Here is a 25137-nt window from a genome sequence, read left to right as displayed (position 1 = left end):
ATTGCCGCGTAGTAGCATGTGACATACTACTGCCATGAGTCTTCCGCGATCCGTTGACGTTGTGGTCATTGGTGCCGGTGCCGTGGGCGCCGCCTGCGCCTATTTTGCCGCCCGGGCCGGACTCACCGTGGCCGTGGTGGAGCGGGGCGCCATTGCCGGGGGGACATCGAGTGCCTGCGAGGGCAACATCCTGGTCTCCGACAAGGAGGCCGGCCCGGAACTGGCCCTGGCCCAGTACTCCCAGCGGTTGTGGCGCGAGGACCTGGCCGAGTTCGGGCGGCTGTGGGAGTTTGAGTCCAAGGGCGGCCTGGTGGTCTCCGCCACGCCCGGAACGCAGGACAACCTGGCCCTGTTGGCGGGCCGGCAGCGGGACGCGGGGATCGACGTCGAACTCGTGGACGCCCCCGCTCTCTTGGAACGCGAACCTTGGCTGAACCCGGGGATGGTCGGCGGCGCCTACTACCCGCAAGACGCCCAGGTGCAGCCCATGCTGGCCGCCGCGCATCTGCTGCGCCTGGCCAGGGGCCTGGGTGCCGGTGTCCACACCAACACCCAGGTCACCGGGTTCATCCGTCGCGKGGACGCCGTCACGGGCGTGGCCACCAGCCGGGGCACCATCGCCGCCCCCGCCGTGGTCAACGCCGCCGGCACCTGGGGCGGCGCCGTCGCGGACCTGGCCGGAGTCCGGGTCCCGGTCCTGCCGCGCAAGGGCTACGTGATGGTGACCGAACCGCTGCCGGTCCTGGTCCGGCACAAGGTCTACGCCGCCGAATATGTGGATAATGTGGCCAGTTCCGACGCCGGCCTCCAGACCTCGCCCGTGGTTGAGGGAACCGGCGGCGGCACCATCCTGATCGGTTCCAGCCGGGAGCGCGTCGGCTTCGACAAGTCCGTCAACCCGCGCGTCCTGGCCGAGATGGCGGGCAAGGCGATTGCGCTCTTCCCGTTCCTGGCGAACGTGTCGGCGCTGCGCAGCTATTTTGGCTTCCGCCCCTACTGCCCCGACCACCTGCCGGTGATCGGCCCCGACCCCCGCGCGCCCGGGCTCTGGCACGCCTGCGGCCACGAGGGCGCCGGCATCGGGCTGTCGGTGGGCACGGGCGCGTTGGTCGCCGCGACCCTGGCCGGCACGCCGCCCGCCCTGGACCTGGTGCCCTTTGCCCCGCAACGCTTTGACCATCAACCGGAGGCCGCCCATGCCTGAGCTGCACCTGTCCCTGGACGGCAAACCGCTGACGGCCCGCCCCGGCCAGACCCTCGGGGCGGCCCTGACCGGCGCCGGCATCGTTTCCTGGCGCACCACGCGCAGGCAGGGACGCCCGCGCGGCCTGTTTTGCGGCATCGGCGTGTGCTTTGACTGCCTGTTGACGGTCGACGGCGTGCCCAACCAGCGCGCCTGCCTCACCCCCGCGCGGGACGGCATGGTGCTGGAATCCGGCTCCGGGACCGGCTCTGGCACCGACACCGGCGCCGGCGCCGCGGAGGTGGCCCCGTGATCGTTGACGTTGCCGTGGTGGGTGCCGGCCCGGCCGGACTGGCCGCCGCCGTCCACGCCGCGGATGCCGGACTGTCGGTGGCGCTGGTGGACGCCGGCACCCAACCGGGCGGCCAGTTTTGGCGGCACCCGGCGGAACAGCCACCGGCCCGGCCGTTTCCCGGCGGCTCCCCGGCCACCGGCGGCTCTCCGAACTCCACCGGCTCTCCGGCCGCCACCGGCTCGTTGCGGGAGGGCGCCGGACACCATGACTGGAGCCGCTTCGCGAACCTCCGCGCCCGCCTGTACGCCCACGAGGCCGCCGGCACGGTGGCATACTGGCGCAACACGCAGGTGTGGCTGGTCGAACCCGCGGCGGGGACAACGTCGCTGCACGTGGCGCCGGCGCTGGGCCTACCGGGCGCGGGGCCGGCGAACCTGCCCGCGGCGGTCCGGGCCCGCCACGTGATCCTGTGTCCGGGCGGGTACGACCGCCAACTTCCCATCCCGGGCTGGGACCTGCCCGGCGTCATGGCCGCCGGCGGGGTCCAGGCGCTCCTGAAGGGCCACCGGACAGCGGCCGGAACCGTCGCCGTCGTCGGTGGGACCGGGCCGTTCCTGCTCCCGGTGGCCACGGGCCTGGCCGCGGCGGGCGTGAGGGTCGCGGCGATTTGCGAGGCGAACAGCCCCGCCGGCTGGCTGCGCAACGTGCGCGGGGCGGTGCGCGCGCCCGGGAAGGCGGGCGAAGGCGTGGAGTATGCGGCCGCCCTGGCCCGCCATCGCATCCCGTACCGCATGCGCACGGCCGTCACCGGGATTCACGGCACGGGCCGGGTGGAGGCCGTCACCCTCTCGAAGCTGACCGCGGACGGCCGGGTGGTGCCCGGGACCGGCCGGCGGGTGGCGTGCGACGTCGTCGCGCTGGGCTGGGGCTTCACCCCGCAGCTGGAGCTGGTCGTGGCCGCGGGTGCCCAAACGGCCGTGGACGTCGACGGCTCCCTCATCGCCGTGGTGGACGAGCGGCTTCGCAGCACGGTGTCCGGCGTCAGCGTGGCCGGGGAGGCGACCGGGGTTGGCGGCGCGGCCATGGCGGTCACGGAGGGCGAACTGGCTGCGTTGTGCGTGGCGGCGCAGGCCGGCGGGCGGGCGTCTGCCGGTTCCCCGGACCTTGGCATCCGGATTCGCCGGCTGCAGCGCAAACGCGCCCGGCTCCGGGCCTTTGCCGAGGCCATGCACCGCGCCAATCCCGTCCCGGCGCGCTGGCATGATTGGCTGATGCCCTCCACCATCGTGTGCCGCTGCGAGGAAGTGAGCTACGGTTCGCTGTGCAGCGCCCACACGGAGTTGGGGGCCCAGGATGCACGCAGCCTGAAATCGTTTGCCCGGGCCGGGATGGGCTGGTGCCAGGGCCGGGTGTGCGGCTTCGCCACCGCCTCGATAGCGGCGGACTTTGCGGGGCGCCACCTCGCGGGCCCGACGGCGGCCGAGGACTTGGGCGCGCTGGCCAAGCGGACCCTGGCCGCGCCCGTGACGCTGGGCCGCCTCGCCGCCCTTGCCGTTGACCCCCCCGGCACCCGCCCCCTTGCCTTGAGCGCCCCGGCACCCGAGTCCGGGTCCGAGTCCGGGCCCGAGAGCACCGATTTGATCCGTACCGACGAAGGGCACCGACCATGAAAATCCCAGACATTGGCGACACCACGGCCGAGAACCTCGAAGGCCTGCTCGCCGCGGCGGCCGCCGCCGCGACGGTCTGGGCCCAACGCCCGGCGGCGGAGCGCGCATCCGCCCTGATGGCCCTGGCGGACGGGCTCGATGCCGCAGCCGACGAACTCATCCCGGTGGCGCGGGCGGAAACATTCCTGCCGGCCGGCCGGCTGGCCGGGGAGCTGACACGGACCACGTTCCAGCTGCGCCTCTTCGCCGAGCTGCTCACCGACGGCGGCTACCTGGACGCCCGGATTGACCATGCCGACGACGCCTGGCCCATGGGCGCCCGGCCGGACATCCGCCGCGTCCTGGAGCCACTGGGCCCGGTGCTGGTGTTTGCCGCCGGCAACTTCCCGTTCGCGTTCAGCGTGGCCGGCGGGGACACGTGCGCGGCGCTCGCCGCCGGCTGCCCGGTGGTGCTCAAGGTCCATCCGGGGCACCCGCGGCTGTCGGCCGCCGTCGGAGGCGTTGCCGCGGCATCCCTGGGCTCCGCCGGCGCCCCGGAGGGCCTGCTGCAGCTGATCTACGGCACGCAGGCCGGACGCGACGCCCTGGTGGATTCGCGCATCCGGGCCGGCGCGTTCACCGGGTCAATCCCCGGCGGCCGGGCCCTGTTTGACCTGGCCGCTTCCCGCCCCGACCCCATCCCGTTTTACGGTGAGCTGGGCAGCGTGAACCCGGTATTCGTCACCCGGGCCGCCGCGGCCGCCCGGGGCGCGGACATCGCCGCCGGATTTGTGGCCTCCTACACCCTGGGGGCCGGCCAGTTCTGCACCAAGCCGGGCATCCTGCTGGTGCCGGCCGACTCCAAGATGCTCGCGGCCCTGGCAGCTGCGGCCCGCCCCGAGCCGGCCCGGCTGCTCAACGAAAAGATCCAGTCCGGGTACACGGCCGCCCTGGCGCAATTGCTCGGGCACGACGACGTCGATCCGCTCGGTTCCCTCGATGGCGCGTTGGTGGCGCCGCCCGCCCCGGCGCTGGCCGCCACCACGGCCGGCGCGCTGCTGGGCGACCCCGAGGCACTGATCACCGAGTGCTTCGGGCCCGCCGCCCTGGTGGCCACCTACCGGGACGAGACGGAGCTGCTGGCCGTCGCCCGCGTGCTCGAGGGCCAGCTGACCGCCACTGTCCAGGGCGAGGAGTCCGACGCCGTCGCGCCCGAACTCATCCGCCTCCTGGCCAAGAAGGCCGGCCGGGTGCTGTGGAACCAGTGGCCCACCGGCGTGTCCGTCACCTACGCCCAACAGCACGGCGGGCCGTACCCGGCAACCACCGCGCCGACGTCGACGTCCGTGGGCACGGCCGGGATTACCCGGTTCCTGCGCCCGGTGGCCTACCAGGGCCTGCCCGCGCACCTGCTGCCGGCGGCGCTGCGCGACGCCAACCCGCTCGGCATCCCGCAACGGGTCAACGGCAAACTCGCCTGACCCCTCGGGGCTGGGCAGCCGGCACGGCGCCGGAGGGCGGGATCGCCATGGTCTGGATCATGGCCACGATCCACGTGATGTCTGTATGCCGCCGACGGGGGAGGGCCCCAAGTGTTGCCTGTTTCGAGCCGCGGAAGTCTCCAGCCCGCGGCCGGGACCGCACTCTGAGCCGGAACACCTTCCGGCCGCAGCGGGCCCCGGGGCCGGGAGGGGTGCCCAGATCGTGCCGGAGACCGAACTCCGGGTGCCGCCCTCGAGTGTGCCCTGGAGGCGTCGTGAAGGTGCTCGTCGTCGATGACGACCGCGGATCCCTGCTTGTGGCCCAGGCCGCCGTCGAGCAGTCCGGCCACGAGTGCATCGTGGCCGCCGATGCGACGCCGGGTGGCGCCTCTACCCGGACCATCACCCGCACGTGGTGGTCAGTGACCTGAAGATGCCCGGCCTCGATGGGCTGGACCTGTGCCGGGCCATCCGCGCCACCGAATCGGACACTTGTACGGTGGCCGTCGCCGTCAGCCGGCCCTAGCGGGAGAACCCTCCGGCCGCACAAGCTAGAATCCGGCGGCCTTCCGGTAGCGGTGCATCTGCTGGTGCCGGCGCTGGAGGCTGTCGCGGCGCGGGGTCGCCTCCAGCGCGGGGTCCTCGGCGGTCAGGTCGATGTGGGACTGCCCAAACTGCCACAGCAGCAGGTCATCCAGCAGCCGGTCCGGGCCGGGGGAGTACTTGTGGTCCAGCGCCTTGCGGACATTGGAGATGATCTCCGGCTGCAGCAGGGCGGCCAGGTCTATGGTCTTGGTGAGCCCGTGCGCGGCCACCAGCTCGGCGGCCCAGCCCCAGTCGTCGTCGGCCTTGCGGTCAACGTGCGGCAGCAGGGTCTGCCACACCGCCTTGATCCGGTTCGGCGTCAGGGACACCTTCCCCTCGCCGTCGGCGTCCCAAAAGCTGGTGACCGTCTCGTAGCGCTCGTGCAGCTCGGAAAACGCGGACTCCACCGTTTCGAGCATGGCCGCGGTGGCCGTGAACTGGCGGTCAAAGTAGGGGCTCCAGGCGCGCGGGTCCTGGGCCTTGAACCGGATGTCGTGCTCAATTTCGCTCCACGCATGGGCAAAAACGGTGCGGATCTGGCATTCAAAGAAGTAGCTGCCGTTGGCCTTGCCGTCCGGGTCCAGGACCTCCTGATACGCTCGCACCACGCCGTTTTGAATGCTGCGCAGGATCAAGTGCCGGCTGGAGTAGCCGTACGTGCCGGACTCGATCGAGCCGATGTCCTTCTCCCGGTCGCCGCGGCAGTCAAAGATGTTCCGGCGGCGCTTGATCAAGTTGGCCACGTTCGCGTTTTCGCCCGGCAGCGTGGTGATGACGCGCACGCCCACCATGTCCGTCAAGTTCCGCAGCGGCTCCGGGAACTGCAGCGAGGGGGCGCTGCCCAATTCCGGGGCGACCATGCGGGAGGCCTTCTCCCGGAACGAATCCACCGTCTTGGTCCGGCTCGCGACAAACAACGGCTTGTCGTCGGCATCCGCCAGGACGTCCCGGACCAGGCGCTCCATCTCCGCCGTAACCTGGGCCAATTCCGGCAGCGCACGCTCGTAGTCGGCCACGGAGGCCTTGACCGAAGCGCGCAGTGATTCGTCGAGTCTGTCCCAATGGCTGCTCATGTCTTTGAGCTTAGGCTCCACGGCCGCACCGCGTCGAACGGTGCCCCGGATCATCCGGGTCCCTGCGTCACCCGCGCGGGGGCCGTAGGCTGATGCCATGCTGACGGTAATTGGTGAAGCGCTGATCGATGAGGTGGTGCGGCCCGGCCTGGACCCCGCCCCGCATGTCGGCGGCARTCCACTCAATGTCGCGGTCGGCCTGGCCCGGCTGGGCCACGCCGTGCAGTTCCTGGGCCGGTTCGGCGCGGACGCCTACGGCGCCATGGTCGCCGGGCACCTGCAGCGCAACTGCGTCATGGTTCCGATCGCGCCCGACGCGTTGCCGACGTCGATCGCCCGGGCCGTCCTGGGGGCCGACGGTGCCGCCGCGTATGAGTTCGCTCTGGACTGGGAGCTGCCCGCCGCGGCGCACGGGCCCAACGGCGTCCCCGACTTCATGCTGGCCGCCACCACCTTGCTGCACACCGGCTCCATCGCCGCCATGCTGGCCCCCGGCGCCGGCCAGGTGTTCGGCGCCGTCGTGGCCGCCCACACCTCGGCCACGATCTCCTATGACCCGAACTGCCGCCCCACCATCATCACGGACGTGGACTACGCCCGAACCCAGGCCGAGAAATTCGTGCGGCTCGCCGACGTCGTCAAGGCCTCCGATGAGGACCTGGCCTGGCTGTACCCGGGCGTCGAACCGAAGGATTCGGCCCGCCACTGGCTGGGCATCAACGGCGCCGAGAGTCCGGCGCTGGTCGTCGTCACCCGCGGCGGGGACGGTCCGTGGGCCGTGTGCGCCGCCGGCGAGGCCGCCTGCCCCGCCCCGCCGGTGAAGGTGGTGGATACGGTGGGGGCCGGGGACTCGTTCATGGCGGCGCTGCTCGGCGCCGTGGTGGACCGTGAGCTCGACGGCGCCCAGCGTCGCGGCGCCCTCCGCGCCATCACCCCCGAGACCCTTGATGAGCTGATCCGCTACGCCGCCCGCGCGGCGGCCATCACCGTTTCCCGTGCGGGTGCCAACCCGCCGACCAAGACCGAACTTCAGGAAGGCTAGCCCATGTACGATTACGACCCCTATGAATTCCTCACCCAGGTCCCCGAATTCACGCTGAGCAGTGAATCATTCACCGCCGGGCAAACCCTGCCGACGGCCCAGGTCAACGCCGGCGGCCACCCCGACGGCCGCGACCTCTCCCCGCAGCTGTCGTGGTCCGGGTTTCCGGCCGGCACGCGCAGCTTTGCGGTCACCCTGTTCGACCCCGACGCGCCCACGGCCAGCGGCTTCTGGCACTGGGCGGTGGCGAACATCCCGGCCTCGGTGACGTCCCTGGCCGAGGGCGCCGGGGACGCGCACGGTTCCCCCGGCCTGCCGGCCTCGGCGTTGACCTTCCGAAACGACGCCGGGTACCCCGGCTACATGGGCTCGGCGCCCCCCGCCGGCCACGGCGCCCACCGGTACATGTTCGTGGTGCACGCAGTGGGCGTCGAATCGCTCGACCTGGCGCCCGACGCCACCCCGGCCGTCCTGGGCTTCAACCTGCACTTTCACACGCTCGCCCGCGCCCGGTTGACGGGCGTCTTCGAGGTCTAGGCGCTCCCGGTCTCCCGGTCGGGCGCCGTGCGCGGTTCCGCCGGTGACTGCTCCGCCGGTGGCCGGCCCTCATCCCGGCCGGCAGGGGCGGTCCCCGCGGCCGTGTCCAGGCTTTCCGCACCGGAGAGGTCCGCGGATTCCCGCGGGCCCGGATCCACGGCCTCGGCCTGCCGCAGCCGGTCCGCGGCCTCCGCCGCCCGGTCGGCCGCGGCCGCACGCTCGCGTTCGGACTCAATCTTCAGGCGCTCGGCGTCAACGGCGGCCTGTTCGGCGGCCGCTCGCTTCCGATCGGCCGCCGCCTGGTTCTCGCGGGCGTCCAGCCCCGCATCCCGGGCTTCATCACGCAGCCGGGCGGCGTGCTCACGATCCTCCTGGTTGCGCTGTTCCATCCGGGCCCGGCTTTGCCGTCTCCCCAGGGTCACCAGGAAGCCGACGACAATCAGCAGCACGACGATTCCGATGATGATCCAGATCCATTGCATGGTAGTCATGGTGGTTCATTTCCCTTCCTCTGCACCGTCGGCTGATCGGCCGGCGCGGCAAACGGGCCCCACATTCCGGGGTGCCCTCGCCACAACCCATCATGCACCCTCGGGCATGCCACGGCCAGAGGCCCGGGGAGGAACCTCATTCCCGCCGTTCACGGGGACGACCCGGGCCCGCGAGAGAGGTGCCGGGCTGCAGCGTTGTGGCGGGCGAGGGTCTGTGTCGCGGGGCGGACGCGACGCCCACCACCTTATCGGCCGAACTTGGATAGCCTGTGGGTATGCGTTTAATTGCCAGCGACATCGACGGGACCATCCTCGGCCACGACGGGAAGATCAGCGACCGCACCGTGGCCGCCTTCCAGGATGCCGCCGACGCCGGGGTGGACATCGTCTTCGTCACCGGCCGGCCGCCGCGCTGGCTGGACCCCATCCGGGAGAGGATCGGCCACCTGGGCACCGTGATCTGCTCCAACGGCGCCGTCACCTACGACCTCGCCACCGAATCCGTCACGGCCTCCCACCTCGTGCCGTGGGAGGTGGTGGCCGACGTCCGCGCCATCGTCCGTGGGCTCGTGCCCGAACCCTACTTCGCGTTGGAGAGCCTGACTGGCCTCCACGTGGAGCCCGGATTCCTCAAGCCCGACGCGCCCCTGGCCGCCGCGGTGGTCCCGACCCAGCTGCTGCCGCAGATGGCGGACGGCGGGATCATCAAATTGCTGGCGGTGGTCCACCACGGCTCCCCCGACGACTTCCTGGAACTGGTCCGCCCGCGGATCGGCGGCCTGCTGGCGGTCACGCACTCGGCGCCCCGGTCCGCGATGCTGGAAATGGGCCCGCCGGGCATCAACAAGGCCGTCACGCTGGCCGAATACGCCGCCGCCCGGGGCATTGCACCCGCGGACGTCGTCGCGTTCGGGGACATGCCCAACGACATCGAGATGCTCGGCTGGGCCGGCGCCGGCTACGCCATGGGCGGCGGCCACCCGGAGGCCCTGGCCGCGGCCCGGTTGACCGCCCCGCTCTTTGAGGATGACGGCGTGGCCCAGGTCATCGAGGCCCGCCTGGCGGCGCTGCGGTAACGCCGCCATGAGGCCGCCGCCCGCCAGGGCGTACCTGGACTCGCCGGTGCCGCTGGCCATCGCCCACCGCGGCTTCTCCCTGGACGGGCTGGAAAACTCGCTGACGGCGTTCCGCGCGGCCGTCGGCCTCGGCTACTCATACCTGGAAACCGACATCAACACCACCGCCGACGGGGTGACCGTCGTTTTCCACGACCCGTCCCTCGACCGGATCACCGACCGGGGCGGGCTGATCGCCGAACTGCCGTACGCCGTCGTGCGCCGGGCCTTGATCGGCGGCCGGGAGCCCATTGCGACGCTGCCGGAATTGCTGCGGGCGCTGCCCGAGGCGCATTTCAACATCGATGTGAAGGACGCCGCCTCGGTGGCGCCGCTGGCCGCCGCCATCGAGGAGTTCGGGCTGCATGAGCGGGTCTGCGTGGCCTCCTTTTCGGACCGGCGCCGGCTGCGGGTGCTGGCGCTCCTGTCCCGGCCCGTGGCCAGCGCCGCGGGGAAGCCGGGACTGGCGGCGTTTGCGCTGCTGGGCCCCTGGCTGCCGCGGCCGCTGGTGCGCCTGTTCCTGCCGCGCGTGGACGTGCTGGCGGTGCCCCCGACGTACAGGGGCCGCACGCTGGTCACGCGCCGTTTCGTGGCCCGCGCGCATCGGATGGGGCTGCGGGTGCAGGTCTGGACCGTTGACGATCCGGCGCACATGCACCGCCTCCTTGACCTCGGCGTGGACGGGATCATGACGGACCGGGCCGACCTCCTGGCCGCAGTCATGCGCGAGCGCGGCTACTGGCCCTGACCGGCCTGCGGTCCCGGCGGCGGTTCTGGAGGTGGCGGGCGCGCCTGCTGGCAGGATGGGAGCATGCGAATTTTGATTGCACCGGACAAATTCAAGGGCACGCTGACCGGCGTCGAGGCGGCCGCGGCCATGAGCGAGGGTGCGCTGCGCGTCTACCCGGACGCCGTGGTGACGGCGCTTCCGGTGGCCGACGGCGGCGAGGGGACCTTGGCGGCCGCCGTCGCCGCGGGTTTCCAGGAACGCATCAACGCCGTGGTGGGGCCCATCATCAAGCCGGTCGGTGCGGCCTGGGCGCTGGACCCCGACGCGCACGTGGCCGTCATCGAGACGGCCCAGGCCAGCGGGTACCTGCTGGCCGAACCCACCGTGGACAATGCGCTGCGCGCGCATTCGTACGGCTCGGGACAACTCATTGCCGCGGCGCTGGACGCCGGCGCCACCGAGATCGTCATCGGCCTGGGCGGCTCGGCCATGACCGACGCCGGCACGGGGGCCCTGCGCGCGCTGGGCCTGAAGCTGGTGGATGCCCACGGGAACCTGGTGCCCCTTGGCGGCGGGTCCTTGCTGGAGGTGGCCGCCGTCGACGCCTCCGGGCTGGACCCGCGGCTGGCGGCGGCCAGGATCCGCCTGGCCGTCGACGTGGACAACCCCTTGTTTGGCTTCACCGGCGCCGCGCATGTTTTTGCCCCACAAAAGGGTGCCGACGCCGACGCCGTGGAGCGGCTCGACGCCGGCCTGAGGCATCTGGCGTCGCTGGTGCGGGCCGGCACCGGCGTCGACATCGATGGTCCGGGGGCGGGCGCGGCCGGCGGGTTCCCGTCCATGTTCACGGCCTACGCCAACGCGAGCATCGAACGCGGCTTTGACCTCGTGGCCGAGCTGATCGGCCTGGACGCCGCCCTGGCCGACGCGGACCTGGTCATCACCGGGGAAGGGTTCCTCGATGCCCAGTCACTGGCCGGGAAGGCGCCCATCGGCGTGGCCGACGCCGCGCATGCCCGGGGGGTGCCCGTCGTCGTGGTGGCCGGGCAAATCAGCGTGACGGCCGCGCAACTGGCCGCCCACGGCGTGGTGTCCGCCGTCAGCGCCGCCGACGTGGCCCGCTCCGCCGAGGCCGCGCTGGCCAACGCCGCCCGCTACACCGCCCTGGCGACGGCGGAGGCGCTCAACGGCATTTAGCGGGCGGCGGGTTCGCTTTCCGGTGTCAGCGGATCGGCCACCGTGCTGCGCCACTTCGCCAGGGCGCTCATGCCGTGGTAGACCACCAGCGCCGCGGCCGTGCCCAGCGCGATCCCGGCGAACTGCAGGCTGCCCGCCACCCACGTGTAGTCGGCCACGCCCACGATCAACGCGACGGCGGCCGTGGTCAGGTTGATCGTGTTGGAGAAGTCCACCTTGTTCTGCACCCAGATGCGCACCCCCAAGACGCCGATCATCCCGTACAGCAGCGTGGCCGCGCCGCCCAGCACGCCGACCGGGACCGTGGCGATCATCTCGCCGAACTTGGGGGAGAAGCTCAGCAGCAGGGCGGCACAGGCGGCCACATAGTAGGCGGCGGTGGAGTACACCCTGGTGGCGGCCATGACGCCAATGTTTTCCGCGTAGGTGGTGGTGCCGGAGCCGCCGCCGAAGCCGGCCAGCGTGGTGGCGACGCCGTCGGCGAAGATGGCCCGGCCGGCGTACGGGTCCAGGTCATCGCCGGTCATCAGGGCCACCGACTTCACGTGGCCGATGTTTTCCGCCACCAGCACAAGGACCACGGGCACGAACAGGCCGATGATGGCCACATGGAAGGTGGGCGTCTGGAAGTGCGGCAGCCCGATCCAGCCGGCGTCGTGGATCTTGGAGAAGTCCACCTCGCTGCGCATGACGGCGACCAGGTAGCCCACCACCACGCCGACCAGGATGGACAGCCGGCCCAGGATGCCGCGGAAGATGACACTGACCAGGATGATCACGGCCAGGGTGACCAGCGCCGTGACGGGGGCCTTGAGGAAGTTGTCCTTCGCCGACGGCGCCAGGTTCAGGCCGATCAACGCCACGATGGCGCCGGTGACGGGGGCGGGCATGAGCCGGTTGATCCATGCGGCGCCGAACTTTTGCACCAGCAGCCCGATCAGGGCCAGCACGACGCCGGCCATCACCACCCCGCCCAGCGCACCTCCCACGCCAAACTCCTGTTGCGAAGCCATGATGGGGGCGATGAACGCGAAGCTGGACCCCAGGTAGCTGGGCACCTTCCCGCGCGTGAGGACCAGGAAGAAGACGGTGCCGATGCCGGAGAAGAACAAGGTGGTGGCCGGCGGCATGCCCGTGAGGATGGGGACCAGGAACGTGGCACCGAACATGGCCACCACGTGCTGGAGGCCGATGCCGATGGTCCGCGGCCAGCTCAACCGCTCCTGCGGCGAGACCACCTGCCCCGGCCTGATCGCCTTACCATCCCCGTGGACGGTCCATTTTGTGCCCAGCAAGCTCATTGTGTGCCTTTCCGCCGCGTTTTCTGCGCGAGTGATGTGTATGACCCGCGAATAAGAATATCGGCATCCCGCCGGGGCGCCGTGCAGTGTTAGTCGGGTTAGCCGGGGTTAGCCGGGCTCGTGCTCGGGGTCGACCAGCAGGGCCACGCCGAGCAGGTCGTTCAGGGCGTGGGCCAGCGCGGGGTGGGTGAGTTCATAGCGCGACCGCCGCCCCTCGGGCACGGCCGTCACGAGCCCACAATCGCGCAGGCAGGACAAATGGTTGGACATGCTCTGGCGCGAAACCTCCAGTTTCGCCGCCAGCGCGGCCGGGTAGTTGGGCCCGGAAGCGAGGTCCATGAGGATTTGGGCCCGGGTGGGATCGGAGATGGCGTAACCGAATCGTGCCAGCACCGCCGCATTGCTAATGGGCTTCATTCTCAACATGGTACACGCAGTGATGGATTCACCAATGGCTGTACCATTGAGCCATGACCGGTCACGATCACTCCCACAGCCATTCCCCTGCGGGTGCGCCGGGCGCCACCCATCAGGGCCGGATCGCCGTGGCCCTGGGCGTGACGCTGGTCGTCTTCGCCCTGCAGGTCATCGGTTCGCTGATCACCGGCTCGCTGGCGCTGCTCTTTGATTCCGCGCACGTGCTCACCGACGCCGGGGGACTGGCCATGGCGCTCGTCGCGGCCCGGCTCATGGCGCGTCCGTCGACCGACCGCCGGACCTGGGGATTTGCCCGGGCCGAGGTCCTGGCAGCCACGGCACAGGCGGCGGTGCTGCTGGCCGTGGGGCTGATCGTGCTTGTCGAGGGCGTGCAGCGGCTGTTCCGGCCGACCGAGATCGCCTCCGGCGAGATGATCCTGTTCGGCGTGATCGGGCTGGTCGGCAACGTCGTCTCGCTGTTTGTCCTGATGGGCGGGCGCGGGCGGAACTTCAACATGCGTGCCGCGTTCCTGGAGGTCCTCAACGACGCCCTGGGATCCGTGGCCGTCATCATTGCCGCCGTCGTCATCGCCACCACCGGCTGGCTGCAGGCGGACGCCGTCGTGGCGATGCTCATTGGCGCGCTCATCCTGCCGCGCACCGTGAAATTGCTGTGGGAGACTGTCAACGTGCTGCTGGAATCCACGCCGGCCGGGCTGGATCTGGCCAAGGTGCGCGAGCACATCCTGGCCCAGGAGCACGTCCGGGAGGTCCACGACCTGCACGCCAGCCAAATCGCCACCGGGCTGCCGGTCCTCTCCGCGCACGTGGTGGTGGATGAGGAATGCTTCCACGACGGCCACGCCGCCCAGATGCTCGCCGTGCTCCAGCAGTGCGTGGCCGGGCACTTCCAGGTCAGCGTGGAGCACTCCACGTTCCAGCTTGAACCCGTGGGCCACTCACGCCACGAATCCGGCGTCCACGACTAGCCCCCGCACAAGTGACCCCCCGCCGCAACTGACCCGCAATAGATGTCGAAAAATGGCGAAATCGCGCCATTTTTCGACATCTTTTGCGGGTCACTTGGCATGAGGGGTCAGGAGATGATGCCGTCCACCAGGGCCTTCGCCTCGGCCTGGACCTGGGCCAGGTGGGCGTCGCCCTTGAAGGATTCCGCGTAGATCTTGTACACGTCCTCGGTGCCGGAGGGGCGGGCGGCGAACCAGGCGTTCTCGGTGGTCACCTTCAACCCGCCAATGGGCGCGCCGTTGCCGGGGGCCTCGGTCAACCTGGCCGTGATGGGCTCCCCGGCCAGGGTCGTGGCGGTGACGTCGGCGGCGGACAACCTGGCCAGCGCGGCCTTTTGCTCCCGGGTGGCCGCCGCGTCAATGCGCGCGTACGACGGCGCCCCAAAGCGGGCGGTCAGCTCGCCATAGTGCCGCGAGGGTGACTTGCCGGTGACCGCCGTGATCTCGGACGCCAGCAGGGCCAGCAGGATCCCGTCCTTGTCCGTGGTCCACACGGAGCCGTCCATCTTTACAAACGACGCCCCGGCGGACTCCTCCCCGCCAAACACGCCCTCCCCGGACAGCAGCCCGGGCACGAACCACTTGAAGCCCACCGGGACCTCCACCAGCCGCCGGCCCAGGTCGGCGGCCACCCGGTCGATGATCGAGGACGAGACCAGGGTCTTGCCGACGCCGGCGGTCGCCGGCCAGAGCGGGCGGTGCGTGTAGAGGTAGGAGATGGCGACGGCCAGGTAATGATTGGGGTTCATCAGCCCCGCATCGGGGGTGACGATCCCGTGCCGGTCGGCGTCGGCGTCGTTCCCGGTGGCAATGTCATAGGGGGCCGGGCCGCCGGCTGAAGCGGTCACCTTGTTGATCAGCGATGCCATCGCCGAAGGAGAGGAGCAGTCCATGCGGATCTTCTCATCCCAGTCGAGCGTCATGAACGCCCACTGCGGATCGACCGTGGGGTTGACCACGGTCAAATCCAGGTGGTGGCGTTCGCCGATCTCACCCCAGTAATCCACCGACGCCCCGCCCATCGGGTCGGCGCCGATGCGCACGCCGGCGTCGCGGATGGCGTCCAGGTCCAGCACGGAGGGCAGGTCATCGACATAGCCGGAGAGGAAGTCAAAGCTGCCGGTGGACTCCGCCGCCATGGCCGCGGCCAGCGGCACGCGCCGCACGCCGCGCAGGCCGGCCTCGAGCAGTTCGTTGGCCCGGTTGGCGATCCAGCCGGTCGCATCGGAGTCCGCCGGACCGCCGTGGGGCGGGTTGTACTTGAATCCGCCGTCGCCGGGAGGGTTGTGCGACGGCGTGATAACAATGCCGTCGGCCAGGTCACCGGTGCGCCCCCGGTTGTGGCTGAGGATGGCGTGCGAGACGGCCGGGGTGGGCGTGTAGGCGTGGCGGGCGTCGATGAGCACCCGCACCCCGTGGGCGGCCAGCACCTCCAGCGCCGAGTTTTGCGCCGGCCCGCTCAGGGCATGCGTGTCCATGCCCATGAACAGCGGGCCGGTGGTGCCCTGGCCCGCACGGTATTCCACAATCGCCTGGGTGATGGCCACGATGTGGTCCTCATTGAAGGAGGACTTCAGGGAACTGCCGCGGTGCCCGGAGGTGCCGAAGACGACCCGCTGCGCCGGGTTGCCCAGATCCGGTTTTAGATCGTAGTACGCATCCAACAATGCGGTGAGATCTACAAGGTCCTGGGGTAGGGCAAGAGTGCCCGCGCGGCTAGCCATGTCCCCAGCATGCCAGAATCCGCGTCAATTTCGCACCCGTTTGCCATGGGGTTGCCGCGATTGGGTACCCGCCCCGGCGATCGCCCCGCAGGCTGGACTACGATGGGAGGCAAGTTTCCTTTCCCGCCCTCGCCTCGGACCGAGGGCACCATCTCAGCAGGAGCCAGCCGTGTCGGATCAGCCTGACCAGCCGCAACCGTATTCAGGAACCCGCCCGGGGTACACGCCCCCCGGAGGGCCGCCCCAGCAGCCGGTCCCGCCGGCCGGGTACCCCGCCCCGCCGTCCGGCTACCCGGTCCCGTCGGCGCACGGTGGATATGGCTCCTACGGCCAGCCCGGGCAGCCGCACTACGGCCAACCGGCCTACCTGGCGCCCACGAGCCATCAGGGCGGCCCCGGCTACCTCGACACCACCGGACCACGCGGGCTGAGCCTGGCCAGCATGATCATCGGCCTGGGCTCGCTCTTCCTGGCCGGCTGGTTGATCGTCCCGCAGATTGTGGGGATCGTACTGGGACACATCGGCCTGCGCAGGGAAAGCCCCCAGGGCAAGCCCTTCTCCATCACGGGGCTGATCACCAGCTACCTTGCCCTGGTGCTTTACCTCGCCATCTATGCCCTCGGCATCTACCTGTACGCGGCCCTGACCGATGGCGCTGCCACCACCGGCTACTCGTCCGCCGTGACAGCCCTCTAAACGGGCCGGCAGCCGGACCCCGGCGGGCGGATGCCGGGAAGCGCGGCAATGATGGGTCCGGGGCCCGGCGGCGCTAGGCTTAAGCGGCAGGCACTTTTCGATTGCGTAGGAGAACCCGATGTCAGAGATCATGAACGTCACCGTTGGCGACTTGGGCCAGGACGCGGTGATCCTGGACGTGCGCGACGACTACGAATGGGAGGCCGGGCACATCGAGGGCGCCCTGCACATCCCGCTGGAGCAGCTGCCCGAACGGCTGGATGACCTCGACCCGGATACGGACGTGAACGTCATTTGCCGCACCGGCGGGCGCTCCTTCCGCGCCACCACCTGGCTGACCGAAAACGGCTACACCGCCTTTAACGTGGCGGGCGGCATGGGCGCGTGGTTTGAGGCGGACAAGCCGATGATCGCCGAAAACGGCCAAACCCCGCGCGTCCTGTAATCCCGCACGCTTTTGCACCTTCTTCCGACAGGACATCCATGACCACCGCGCCCTCCTCCTTGCCGTTCACCTTCCTCGGGCCCGAAGGCACCTTCACCGAGTCGGCGCTGCTCCAGGTTCCGGAGGCCGCCGCCGGGAACCGGGTGCCGGCCGGCACCGCCGCCGAGGCGTTGGCCATGGTGCGGGCGGGCACGGCCTGCGCGGCGATGCTGCCGATCGAGAATTCCATCGAGGGCGGCGTCCCGGCCACCCTCGATGCGATCTCCACCGGCATGGAGCTGCGAATCCTCAACGAGGTGGTGGTACCCGTCAGCTTTGTCCTGGTGGCCCCGGCCGGCGTGGCGCTGGCCGACATCACCCGGGTGGGCACGCACCCGCACGCGTGGGCGCAGACCCGCGACTGGTTCCGGGACCACCTGCCCAACGCCGTGCACGTCTCGGTGAACTCCACGGCCGCGGCGGCCTACGAGCTCCTCGGGGAGCGCCCGGGCTTTCAGGCGGCAGTGTGCGCGTCGCTGGTGGCCGAGCGCACGGGCCTGAACGTGCTGGCCACGGGCATCGAGGACAACATCGGGGCGGTCACCCGCTTTATCCTGGTCGGGCCACCCGGGGTGCTGCCCGCGCCCACCGGGGCGGACAAGACCACGGTGGCCATTCCGCTGCCGGAGGACCACCCGGGTGCCTTGATGGCCATCCTGGAGCAGTTCGCCAGCCGCGGGGTCAACCTCAGCCGCATCGAGTCCCGGCCCACCGGGCAGTTCCTGGGCCACTATATTTTCAGCGTGGACGTGGACGGCCATGTCCGTGACGCCCGGGTCGCCGACGCCCTGCGCGGACTGCACCGGGTCAGCCCGGAAATGCGCTTCCTGGGGTCCTACCCGCGGGCGGACAAGCAGCCGCCGCTGATTCGCCCCTACAACTCCGATGCGTCATTCCGGGACGCCACCCTGTGGGTTGAATCACTGCTGGGCTGAGTCGCTGCCGGATTGGGCCGGCTCGCAAATCATCCCGAGGTTTTCCTTTCCGCCGGCCCGGAGCGCGCCTATGCTTTCCATATCTACGCGAGAGCATCGTGGGCAAAGTGCGCACGACGCGTGCGAGCAAGGCAGGGAAGAGGCGACTGAAGGATGGAACCGCAGGAAGCCGCAAAGAGCAATCCCGACGGCATCATCGTCAACCCCACCAGGGACGAGGGCCGTGACACGTCCGTGGGGGACGAAGGTGACGAGGCCAACGACCTGCGCTTTGACGAAGAGGAGCGCCTGATCAAGGAGCAGTCGCTGCGCCCCGAAACCGACTAAACCGGCCGTGATTTTCGACGGCGGGGCTCAGGCCGGGTGGTTGGGGGCGGCCACCCGCACCAGCACGGCCTTGTGTTCCACGCTGACCTTGACCACGGTGGCGGTGCCGCAGGGGTCCCCGTCGGCCTGTGTTTGCACCGGCAACACGGTGCGGATGACCAGTTTTTGCGAGCGGTAGAAGTCGATCACCGGCAGCCGGCTCTTGTGCTGGAACACCACCTTGCCCGCCATCGCCACCCAGCCGATGGCGCTGCGCGGGCTGACCACCACCACGTCCAGGACGCCGTCGTCGATGAGCGCATCCGGCACAAAGTCGATGCCGCCGGGCAGCAGCCCGCAGTTGGCGAACAGGACCGAGCGGACCTTGCGCTGCTGGGCGGGCTGGTCGTCCAGGGCGATGCTGACCTTCTTGCGGCGCCCGGCCATGTGGCGCAGCCCGGCCTCGCTGTAGGCCAGCCAGCCCACGGATTCCTTGAGCCTGCTGTTGGTGTCGTTCATGACCTCGGCGTCCATGCCCAGCCCGGCGATGACCATGAACGACTGCCGCGATGCGGCGCCCGTGACCTCGTCCTCGAGCTCCATCAGGCCCGCGTCGATGTGCCGCTGGTGGCCAAAGAGCGCGATTTCCACGTTGCCGGCAACATCGGTGACATCCAGGTCCAGGTTCCGGGCCAGCAGGTTGCCGGTGCCCAGCGGGATGATCGCCAGCGGCACCTCGGTGTGCCGCAGGGTCTGGGCCACGGCGCGGACGGTGCCGTCGCCGCCGCCGGCAATAACGACGTCGGCCCCGTGGTCCAGCGCCCGGCGGGCCATGGCAAATCCGGGGTCGGCCGCCGTCGTTTCCAAAAACTCCGGCTCCGGCCAGCCGGCCAGGGTGGTGGAGCGCAGGAGCAGGGTCTTGGCGGCCGCGGCGCCGGTCTTGGTCGGGTTGTAGATGAAGGCGACCTTTTGCTGCGCGGCATGGATCTTGTGGGGGGAATCCGCCGCGGCGCTGCGGGTATGTTTTTGCGCGAGCTTGCGCACGCCCCACCAGCTGAACCCGGCAGCAAGAAGGACGGCGGCCGCAATGATGATAACGAGTGCTTCAGTCGGCATGATTCTCTAACAATAGCGGGTCGACTTGCTTTGATTGGTTACGCTTAGACGGTGATCGATGTAAGAGACCTCTGCGAAAATCCCGATAAATACCGTGCCAGCCAAAAGGCTCGCGGGGCCGAACCGTCCATGGTGGATGACATCATCACCGCCGACGCCGCCCGGAAGTCCGCGATCAGCAGCTACGAGGCCTTGCGCGCCGAGCAAAACCTGTACGGCAAGAAGGTCGCCGCCGCCAAGGGCGAGGCGAAGCAGGCCCTGCTGGCCGAGGTCAAGGACCTGGCCGCGCGCGTCAAGGCCGCCTCCGCCGCGGCCGACGCCGCCGCGGCGCGGGCGGACGAACTGGTCCGGGCCCTGCCGAACCTGATTTCCGACGGCGTGCCCGAAGGCGGCGAGGACGACTTCATCGTGGTCAAGACGGTTGGCACACCGCGCGAATTCCCTGACTTTGCCCCGCGCGACCACCTGGAGATCGGCGAGCTGATCGGCGCCATCGACATGGAACGCGGCGCGAAGGTTTCCGGTTCGCGCTTCTACTTCCTGCGCGGTGTGGGCGCCCGGCTCGAGCTGGCGCTGCTGCAGATGGCCATGGACCAGGCCATCGCGGCCGGGTTTGTGCCCATGATCACCCCCACCCTCGTGCTGCCCGAGACCATGGCCGGCACCGGTTTTGACGTCAAGCACGACGCCGAGATCTACCGTCTCGCCGACGACGACCTGTACCTGGTGGGCACCTCCGAGGTGGCCCTGGCCGGGTACCACGGCAATGAGATCATCGGCGTGGACGAGCCCCTCCGCTACGCCGGCTGGTCCTCCTGCTACCGCCGCGAGGCCGGCTCCCACGGCAAGGACACGCGCGGCATCATCCGCGTCCACCAGTTCAACAAGGTGGAGATGTTCGTCTACACCACGGTCGAAAAGGCCGCCGAGGAACACCAGCGCCTGCTGGCCTGGGAAGAGGAGATGCTGGCCAAGGTGGAGTTGCCGTACCGGGTCATCGACACGGCCGCCGGCGACCTCGGCACCTCCGCCGCCCGCAAGTTTGACTGCGAGGCCTGGGTGCCGACGCAGGACGCCTACCGCGAGCTGACGTCGACGTCGAACTGCACCACCTACCAGGCGCGCCGGCTGAACGTGCGCGAACGGGTTCTCGCCGAGGACGGCGGCAAGGCCGGCACCCGGGCGGTGGCAACACTGAACGGGACCCTTGCCACCACGCGCTGGATCGTGGCCATCCTGGAGCACCACCAAAACGCGGACGGTTCGGTCAACGTCCCGGCCGCGCTGCGCCCGTACCTGGGCGGGATGGACGTTTTCCCCGTCCTGTAGCCGCCCGCGTGAACGCCGGGTGAATACTCACACTGTGGAAGAGGCTGTGAGTATTCACCCGGAGTTCACTTCTTTAAGGGGTGGCGGCTTCGTGCCGGATGCGCCCAACTGGTTCACTGGGTATATGACTATGACCGCAAATACGGCCGTCCCTGGCATCGATGACCAGGCAATCGCAGCCCCGGCAGCTGCACAATTCATGGTGGCACTGGACGTGGACGGCACGCTGGTGGATCACGATGGCCACATGAGCGACTCCGTCCGGGCGGCCGCCATGGCCGTGGTGGACGCCGAGCACGAGGTCATCATTGCCACCGGCCGCTCCGTGGGCGCACTGCTTCCGGTGGTGGCGCAGATCGGCGTGGTCCGCGGTTACGGCGTGTGTTCCAACGGCGGCGTGACACTGCGCCTGGACCCCGATCTGGAGCGCGGCTACGAGGTCCTGGACAAGGTCACCTTCAGCCCCAGGGCGGCCCTGACCACCCTGCGCGACAAAATCCCCGGCGCCAGGTTCGCCCTGGAGGACGCGCACGGGAATTTCCTCTCCACCTCCCGATTCCAGGATGCGAGCTTCGGCATCGAGGCCCGCGGTGTGGACTTCGGCCACCTCCTGGACACGGAGGCCGTCCGGGTGGTGGTGAACAGCGCGGAGGCCAGCACTGACGAGTTCGCCGCCGCCATTTCCGCCGCCGGGCTGCACGGGGTTACCTACGCCGTCGGCTGGAGCGCCTGGCTGGACATTGCCGCGGCCGGCGTCACCAAGGCCTCGGCCCTGGAGAAGCTGCGCGCCCGGCTGGGCATCCACCGCTCCCGGACCGTGGCCGTGGGCGACGGCAGCAACGACATCGAAATGCTGCGGTGGGCCGGCCGGGGTGTGGCGATGGGCCAGGCGCAGGCGGCCGTGCGGGCCGCCGCCAACGAGGTCACCGCCTCCGTGTCCGACGACGGCGCCGCCGCGGTCCTGCGCAGCCTCCTCTAGCGCGTCCCCGGCTCCCCGTCCCCAGCCCCGCGCAATAGAAAAACTGACCCGCAAAACATGTCGAGAAACGGGCGATTTTCGCGATTTTTCGACATCTTTTGCGGGCCAGTTCACGAAGGGGGTTAGTGCCCGGTGGCCTCGAAGCGCTTGATGGAGGCCGCCAGCTCGGCCTCGGCGGCGGCGCGGTCGGCCCAGCCCTCGGCCTTGACCCATTTGCCGGGCTCCAGGTCCTTGTAGCGGGTGAAGAAGTGCTCGATCTCCTTGATCAGGAACTCGTCCACGTCGGAGATTTCCTGGATGTGGTCAAAGCGCTTGTCATCCACGACGCACAGGACCTTGGCGTCGCCGCCGGACTCGTCCGTCATGTTGAACACGGCGATGGGGCGGGCATCGACGACGACGCCGGGGTGCAGATCGTAGTCCTGGAGCAGGACCAGCGCGTCCAGGGGATCGCCGTCCTCGCCCAGCGTGTTGTCGAAGAAGCCGTAGTGCGTGGGGTACTGCATTGAGGTGAACAACACACGGTCCAGGCGGACGCGGCCACTCTCGTGGTCGACCTCATATTTGACGCGGGATCCGCGCGGGATTTCAATGGTGACGTCATGCTTCATCTGGTGCTCCTTACATGGGTGCTGGGCGCCCTGAGGCGGCCGTTGCGCTGAAATTACGTCTAGTATGAGGATATAGGCGCTTTTTGCTGCGCCGAAACTCACCCGTGTATTCCCGTACGGGATGTCCCGTGCCCGATCACGCGCCCCGCGCCGGGCCCCGCACCAGCCGTGAAGGAATGACCAGAACGATGGGCCGTACGTCAACAGCGGTGACGACCGGGCTGCTCCTCGTGGCGCTGGCCGCCGTGACCGTGCCGACCGGGATGAACCTGGTCCCGGCCCTGCTCCCCGCGAATCCCGCCACCGCGCCGGTGCTCCCGGCAGCCCAGCTGGCACCCACGTCCCTGGGTGCCGTGTCCGGGATCGGCCCGTTGGCCACCTCCGCCGGGCTGCCGGATGCCGCCGCGCTGTCCGCCAAGCTGGGGGCGGCGTTGGCGTTCGACGGCGCAGGAGACTTCAGCGCCTATGTTGCCGATGCGTCCACCGGCAAGACCCTGTACTCACGCAACGGCGAGACGGCCCGGACCCCCGCGTCCAACCTGAAGCTGCTCACCGCCATCGCCGCGTTGAAGACGCTTGGCGCCCAAACCCGGTTCAGCACGAGGGTGGTTGCCGGCAATGCGCCCGCCACCATCGTCCTGAAGGCCGGCGGCGACGCCATGCTGGCCGCGGGGGAGAGCGACCCCGCCGCCGTCATGGGCCACGCCGGGCTGGCCTCCCTGGCCAAGGACACGGCCGCCGCGCTGGCCGCCGCCGGCATCAAGGGCCCCGTCACGGTGGGCTTCGACGACTCCCTGTTCACCGGACCCACCCTGAACCCGAAGTGGCTCTCCGGCGACGTGGACGCGGGGGAAATCGCGCCCATCTACCCCATGGCCCTGTATGCCGGCCGGCAGGCGCCGGGAACCACGGGCGGCCCCCGCCCGCAGGATGCCGCCGACGCCGTGGCCACCGCCTTCGCCGCGGCCCTGGAGGACACCGGCGTGGTGGTCGCCCCGACCGTTTCCCGGGCCGGCGCGGCGCCGGCCGCGACCGTGCTGGCCACGGCCCAGTCCGCCACGGTGGCCGAACAGGTGGATTATCTGCTGCTGGAATCGGACAACTACCTGGCCGAGGTCCTGGGCCGGATGGTGGCCGTGAAACAGGGTGCCGAGCCGTCCTACTCCGGTGCTGCCGCCGGCATCCGGTCCGTCCTTGCCGGCCTTGGCCTGGACCTGAACGGCGTGGTCATCGCGGATAGCTGCGGGCTGGCCCCCGGCAACCTTGTCAGCGCCAAGCAGCTCGCGGCGGCCGTCGCCCTGATGCTGGCGCACCCCGAATCGGACCCGGCCCGGGCGTTGGACGGGCTGCCCATCGCCGCGTTGTCCGGGACGCTCGAGCGGCGCTTCACCGGCCCGGAGACGGTCGACGGCGCCGGCGTCGTCCGGGCCAAGACCGGCACGCTCAACCAGGCGGCCACCCTGACCGGTTACGTGGTGAACACCAAGGGCCGGCTGCTGGTCTTTTCCATCATGGGCAACAAGCTCCGGGGCGGCCCGGCCACGGCCCTGCCCGCCATCGACGCCGCCGCCGCCGTCCTCGCCAGGAGCTGACCGCACGGGACCGGGCGGGCCGCGGCCCGGGGCGGTGGGGGACTTGTCAGGCAACTATGATCTGATGGTGAGCATGAGCCAGCAGAGCAGCACATACGCCACACCATCGAGCCCGGAGACCCCCGGCGGCAGCCTCGTCAACTGGGAGCTGGCGGCAAGAACGGCGGCCGGCCTGGCCGCCGCCGGTCCCATGCTCAGCGGCCCGGAGATCGGTTCGGCGGTGGAGAATCTGCGCACGATGGCGGAGAAATCCGTGCCGTACGTGCACGACATCAGCAAATTGGAGGCGGCGCGGGACCTGCGCGACTCCGAGGTGCTGGTGGTGGACCGGGCATCCTGGGCCAAGGCCAACACCCAAAGCTTCGCCGTCATGATGGACCCCATCATGTCCGCCCTGGCCGCAAAACAGGCCGCCGCCGGCAAGTCCGTGGCCGCCGTGAGCGGGACCGTGACGGGGGCCCAGCTCGGCGCCGCGCTCGCGTTCCTCTCCAGCAAGGTCCTGGGCCAGTACGACCCCTTTTCCGCCCTGGCCCCCGCCGGCCCGGCGGCTCCGGCAGCCTCCGGCGGCCGGCTGCTGCTGGTGGCGCCGAACATCATCACGGTCGAACGCGAACTCAAAGTGGACCCGGCCGACTTCCGGCTCTGGGTGTGCCTGCACGAACAAACGCACCGGGTGCAATTCGCCGCCGCACCCTGGTTGCGCCACCACATGCTGGCCGAGATTGAAAAACTCGGCGAGCTGCTGGTCGGCGACTCCGACAAGCTGGGCGAACGCCTCGCGCAGACCGTCAAGCAGCTGGCCGGCAAGCGCAGTGCCGGGGATCGGGACGCGTCCGTCCCCAGCCGCGGCGGGGTGCTGGACCTGCTGGCGGACCCGGCCCAAAAGGCCGCCCTGTCCCACGTCACGGCCGTCATGAGCCTGCTGGAGGGACACGCCAACGTCGTCATGGACGGCGTGGACACGCGCATCGTGCCCACGGTGCGCACCATCCGCCAGCGCTTCAACAACCGCGGCAAGGACCGCGGCCTCCTGGAGAAGTTCATTCGCAACCTCCTGGGGCTGGATGCAAAAATGCGGCAATACAGCGACGGCGCCAAATTTGTGCGCGACGTGGTCGAAATTGCCGGCCTGGACGGCTTCAACACCGTCTGGACCCGGGCGGAAAACCTGCCCACCGAACCCGAAATCCACAACGCCCGCCTCTGGGTCGACCGGATGGGCCTGTAGGTGGCCGAACAG

General features: G+C 70.1%; 27 protein-coding genes. 20 read left to right on the top strand and 7 right to left on the bottom strand.

All coding sequences use genetic code 11. The features are described 5' to 3' along the window. Positions 1 to 34: 34 nt before the first annotated feature. The 6 genes from AB4Y80_RS05635 to AB4Y80_RS05610 all read left to right on the top strand — a co-directional run bounded on the left by AB4Y80_RS05635 (position 35) and on the right by AB4Y80_RS05610 (position 5134). The gene (locus tag AB4Y80_RS05635; RefSeq protein ID WP_442212512.1) at positions 35 to 1204 is read left to right on the top strand and encodes an NAD(P)/FAD-dependent oxidoreductase; all 1170 of its coding nucleotides are present in this window, start codon (positions 35 to 37) and stop codon (positions 1202 to 1204) included. Then, entirely contained in the window at positions 1197 to 1496 is a 300-nt protein-coding gene (locus AB4Y80_RS05630; RefSeq protein ID WP_442212510.1) for a (2Fe-2S)-binding protein, read from the top strand. The genes AB4Y80_RS05635 and AB4Y80_RS05630 overlap by 8 nt, the downstream gene beginning before the upstream one ends. Continuing rightward, entirely contained in the window at positions 1493 to 3148 is a 1656-nt protein-coding gene (locus AB4Y80_RS05625; protein WP_442212508.1) for an NAD(P)/FAD-dependent oxidoreductase, read from the top strand. The genes AB4Y80_RS05630 and AB4Y80_RS05625 overlap by 4 nt, the downstream gene beginning before the upstream one ends. After that, positions 3145 to 4608 carry an aldehyde dehydrogenase family protein gene (locus AB4Y80_RS05620; RefSeq protein ID WP_442212505.1) on the top strand — a complete coding sequence of 488 codons (1464 nt, stop codon included), beginning with the start codon at positions 3145 to 3147 and terminating at the stop codon, positions 4606 to 4608. Before AB4Y80_RS05625 ends, AB4Y80_RS05620 begins: the two co-directional genes overlap by 4 nt. Before the next feature lie 275 nt (positions 4609 to 4883). After that, a complete protein-coding gene (locus AB4Y80_RS05615) occupies positions 4884 to 5039 on the top strand; it encodes a hypothetical protein (RefSeq protein ID WP_442212503.1) in 156 nt (51 codons plus the stop codon). Next, complete coding sequence (locus AB4Y80_RS05610; RefSeq protein ID WP_442212501.1) at positions 5021 to 5134, top strand: hypothetical protein; 114 nt, start codon at positions 5021 to 5023, stop codon at positions 5132 to 5134. The genes AB4Y80_RS05615 and AB4Y80_RS05610 overlap by 19 nt, the downstream gene beginning before the upstream one ends. A gap of 25 nt (positions 5135 to 5159) precedes the next feature. On the opposite strand, the gene AB4Y80_RS05605 is transcribed toward AB4Y80_RS05610, so the two are convergent. After that, the gene (locus AB4Y80_RS05605; RefSeq protein WP_442212499.1) at positions 5160 to 6266 is read right to left on the bottom strand and encodes a GTP pyrophosphokinase; all 1107 of its coding nucleotides are present in this window, start codon (positions 6264 to 6266) and stop codon (positions 5160 to 5162) included. A gap of 97 nt (positions 6267 to 6363) precedes the next feature. On the opposite strand from AB4Y80_RS05605, the gene AB4Y80_RS05600 reads away from it, so the two are divergent. Then, on the top strand, positions 6364 to 7308 hold the full coding sequence (locus tag AB4Y80_RS05600; RefSeq protein ID WP_442212497.1) for a carbohydrate kinase family protein: 945 nt from the start codon (positions 6364 to 6366) through the stop codon (positions 7306 to 7308). A gap of 3 nt (positions 7309 to 7311) precedes the next feature. Then, positions 7312 to 7845: a YbhB/YbcL family Raf kinase inhibitor-like protein gene (locus tag AB4Y80_RS05595; protein ID WP_442212495.1), complete on the top strand. Its 534-nt coding sequence runs from the start codon at positions 7312 to 7314 to the stop codon at positions 7843 to 7845. Here the strand turns inward: AB4Y80_RS05595 and AB4Y80_RS05590 are convergent. Continuing rightward, positions 7842 to 8336, bottom strand: coding sequence for a hypothetical protein (locus AB4Y80_RS05590; protein ID WP_442212493.1), 495 nt, complete (start codon positions 8334 to 8336; stop codon positions 7842 to 7844). The genes AB4Y80_RS05595 and AB4Y80_RS05590 overlap by 4 nt on opposite strands. Positions 8337 to 8611: 275 nt before the next feature. On the opposite strand from AB4Y80_RS05590, the gene AB4Y80_RS05585 reads away from it, so the two are divergent. From AB4Y80_RS05585 to AB4Y80_RS05575, 3 genes are all read left to right on the top strand, one after another. Next, positions 8612 to 9412 carry an HAD-IIB family hydrolase gene (locus AB4Y80_RS05585; protein ID WP_442212491.1) on the top strand — a complete coding sequence of 267 codons (801 nt, stop codon included), beginning with the start codon at positions 8612 to 8614 and terminating at the stop codon, positions 9410 to 9412. Between the two features lie 7 nt (positions 9413 to 9419). Next, positions 9420 to 10199 (top strand): glycerophosphodiester phosphodiesterase family protein, encoded by a 780-nt coding sequence (locus AB4Y80_RS05580; protein ID WP_442212489.1) that lies wholly within the window; start codon positions 9420 to 9422, stop codon positions 10197 to 10199. A 63-nt stretch (positions 10200 to 10262) separates the two neighbouring features. Continuing rightward, positions 10263 to 11378 carry a glycerate kinase gene (locus AB4Y80_RS05575; RefSeq protein WP_442212487.1) on the top strand — a complete coding sequence of 372 codons (1116 nt, stop codon included), beginning with the start codon at positions 10263 to 10265 and terminating at the stop codon, positions 11376 to 11378. Here the strand turns inward: AB4Y80_RS05575 and AB4Y80_RS05570 are convergent. Continuing rightward, positions 11375 to 12679, bottom strand: coding sequence for a uracil-xanthine permease family protein (locus AB4Y80_RS05570; RefSeq protein WP_442212485.1), 1305 nt, complete (start codon positions 12677 to 12679; stop codon positions 11375 to 11377). The genes AB4Y80_RS05575 and AB4Y80_RS05570 overlap by 4 nt on opposite strands. A 108-nt stretch (positions 12680 to 12787) precedes the next feature. Continuing rightward, positions 12788 to 13096 carry an ArsR/SmtB family transcription factor gene (locus AB4Y80_RS05565; RefSeq protein WP_442212484.1) on the bottom strand — a complete coding sequence of 103 codons (309 nt, stop codon included), beginning with the start codon at positions 13094 to 13096 and terminating at the stop codon, positions 12788 to 12790. A gap of 53 nt (positions 13097 to 13149) precedes the next feature. On the opposite strand from AB4Y80_RS05565, the gene AB4Y80_RS05560 reads away from it, so the two are divergent. After that, the gene (locus AB4Y80_RS05560) at positions 13150 to 14085 is read left to right on the top strand and encodes a cation diffusion facilitator family transporter (RefSeq protein ID WP_442212482.1); all 936 of its coding nucleotides are present in this window, start codon (positions 13150 to 13152) and stop codon (positions 14083 to 14085) included. Between the two features lie 107 nt (positions 14086 to 14192). Here the strand turns inward: AB4Y80_RS05560 and pgm are convergent, their stop codons facing one another. Next, on the bottom strand, positions 14193 to 15848 hold the full coding sequence (pgm, locus tag AB4Y80_RS05555; RefSeq protein WP_442212481.1) for a phosphoglucomutase (alpha-D-glucose-1,6-bisphosphate-dependent): 1656 nt from the start codon (positions 15846 to 15848) through the stop codon (positions 14193 to 14195). 169 nt (positions 15849 to 16017) lie between these two features. Here pgm and AB4Y80_RS05550 point away from each other — a divergent pair, with 169 nt between their 5' ends. The 4 genes from AB4Y80_RS05550 (at position 16018) to AB4Y80_RS05535 (ending at position 18291) form a co-directional block, all read left to right on the top strand. Continuing rightward, positions 16018 to 16545 (top strand): DUF4190 domain-containing protein, encoded by a 528-nt coding sequence (locus AB4Y80_RS05550; RefSeq protein ID WP_442212479.1) that lies wholly within the window; start codon positions 16018 to 16020, stop codon positions 16543 to 16545. A gap of 118 nt (positions 16546 to 16663) precedes the next feature. After that, entirely contained in the window at positions 16664 to 16990 is a 327-nt protein-coding gene (locus AB4Y80_RS05545; protein ID WP_442212477.1) for a rhodanese-like domain-containing protein, read from the top strand. 38 nt (positions 16991 to 17028) lie between these two features. Beyond that, on the top strand, positions 17029 to 17964 hold the full coding sequence (pheA, locus tag AB4Y80_RS05540) for a prephenate dehydratase (RefSeq protein WP_442212475.1): 936 nt from the start codon (positions 17029 to 17031) through the stop codon (positions 17962 to 17964). A gap of 153 nt (positions 17965 to 18117) precedes the next feature. Continuing rightward, entirely contained in the window at positions 18118 to 18291 is a 174-nt protein-coding gene (locus AB4Y80_RS05535) for a hypothetical protein (protein WP_442212473.1), read from the top strand. Positions 18292 to 18318: 27 nt separating this feature from the next. Here AB4Y80_RS05535 and AB4Y80_RS05530 read toward each other — a convergent pair whose 3' ends face one another. After that, on the bottom strand, positions 18319 to 19386 hold the full coding sequence (locus AB4Y80_RS05530) for a diacylglycerol/lipid kinase family protein (protein ID WP_442212471.1): 1068 nt from the start codon (positions 19384 to 19386) through the stop codon (positions 18319 to 18321). 51 nt (positions 19387 to 19437) lie between these two features. Between AB4Y80_RS05530 and serS the strand changes: the two genes are divergently transcribed. Together serS and AB4Y80_RS05520 are read left to right on the top strand one after the other, a co-directional pair. After that, on the top strand, positions 19438 to 20715 hold the full coding sequence (serS, locus tag AB4Y80_RS05525) for a serine--tRNA ligase (RefSeq protein ID WP_442212469.1): 1278 nt from the start codon (positions 19438 to 19440) through the stop codon (positions 20713 to 20715). Between the two features lie 124 nt (positions 20716 to 20839). Then, positions 20840 to 21694 carry an HAD family hydrolase gene (locus AB4Y80_RS05520; protein ID WP_442212467.1) on the top strand — a complete coding sequence of 285 codons (855 nt, stop codon included), beginning with the start codon at positions 20840 to 20842 and terminating at the stop codon, positions 21692 to 21694. A gap of 122 nt (positions 21695 to 21816) precedes the next feature. Here the strand turns inward: AB4Y80_RS05520 and AB4Y80_RS05515 are convergent, their stop codons facing one another. Beyond that, on the bottom strand, positions 21817 to 22305 hold the full coding sequence (locus AB4Y80_RS05515) for an inorganic diphosphatase (protein WP_442212465.1): 489 nt from the start codon (positions 22303 to 22305) through the stop codon (positions 21817 to 21819). Between the two features lie 176 nt (positions 22306 to 22481). On the opposite strand from AB4Y80_RS05515, the gene dacB reads away from it, so the two are divergent. Next, the gene (gene dacB, locus AB4Y80_RS05510) at positions 22482 to 23897 is read left to right on the top strand and encodes a D-alanyl-D-alanine carboxypeptidase/D-alanyl-D-alanine endopeptidase (RefSeq protein WP_442212462.1); all 1416 of its coding nucleotides are present in this window, start codon (positions 22482 to 22484) and stop codon (positions 23895 to 23897) included. A 64-nt stretch (positions 23898 to 23961) separates the two neighbouring features. Further along, positions 23962 to 25125, top strand: a complete 1164-nt coding sequence (locus AB4Y80_RS05505) for a zinc-dependent metalloprotease (protein ID WP_442212587.1) — start codon at positions 23962 to 23964, stop codon at positions 25123 to 25125. Positions 25126 to 25137: the final 12 nt, after the last annotated feature.

This window comes from Specibacter sp. RAF43 (genome assembly GCF_052114065.1).
GTDB lineage: Bacteria > Actinomycetota > Actinomycetes > Actinomycetales > Micrococcaceae > Specibacter.
Note: the sequence above shows the minus strand (reverse complement) of the source record. Positions and strands in the feature narration are given on the sequence as shown.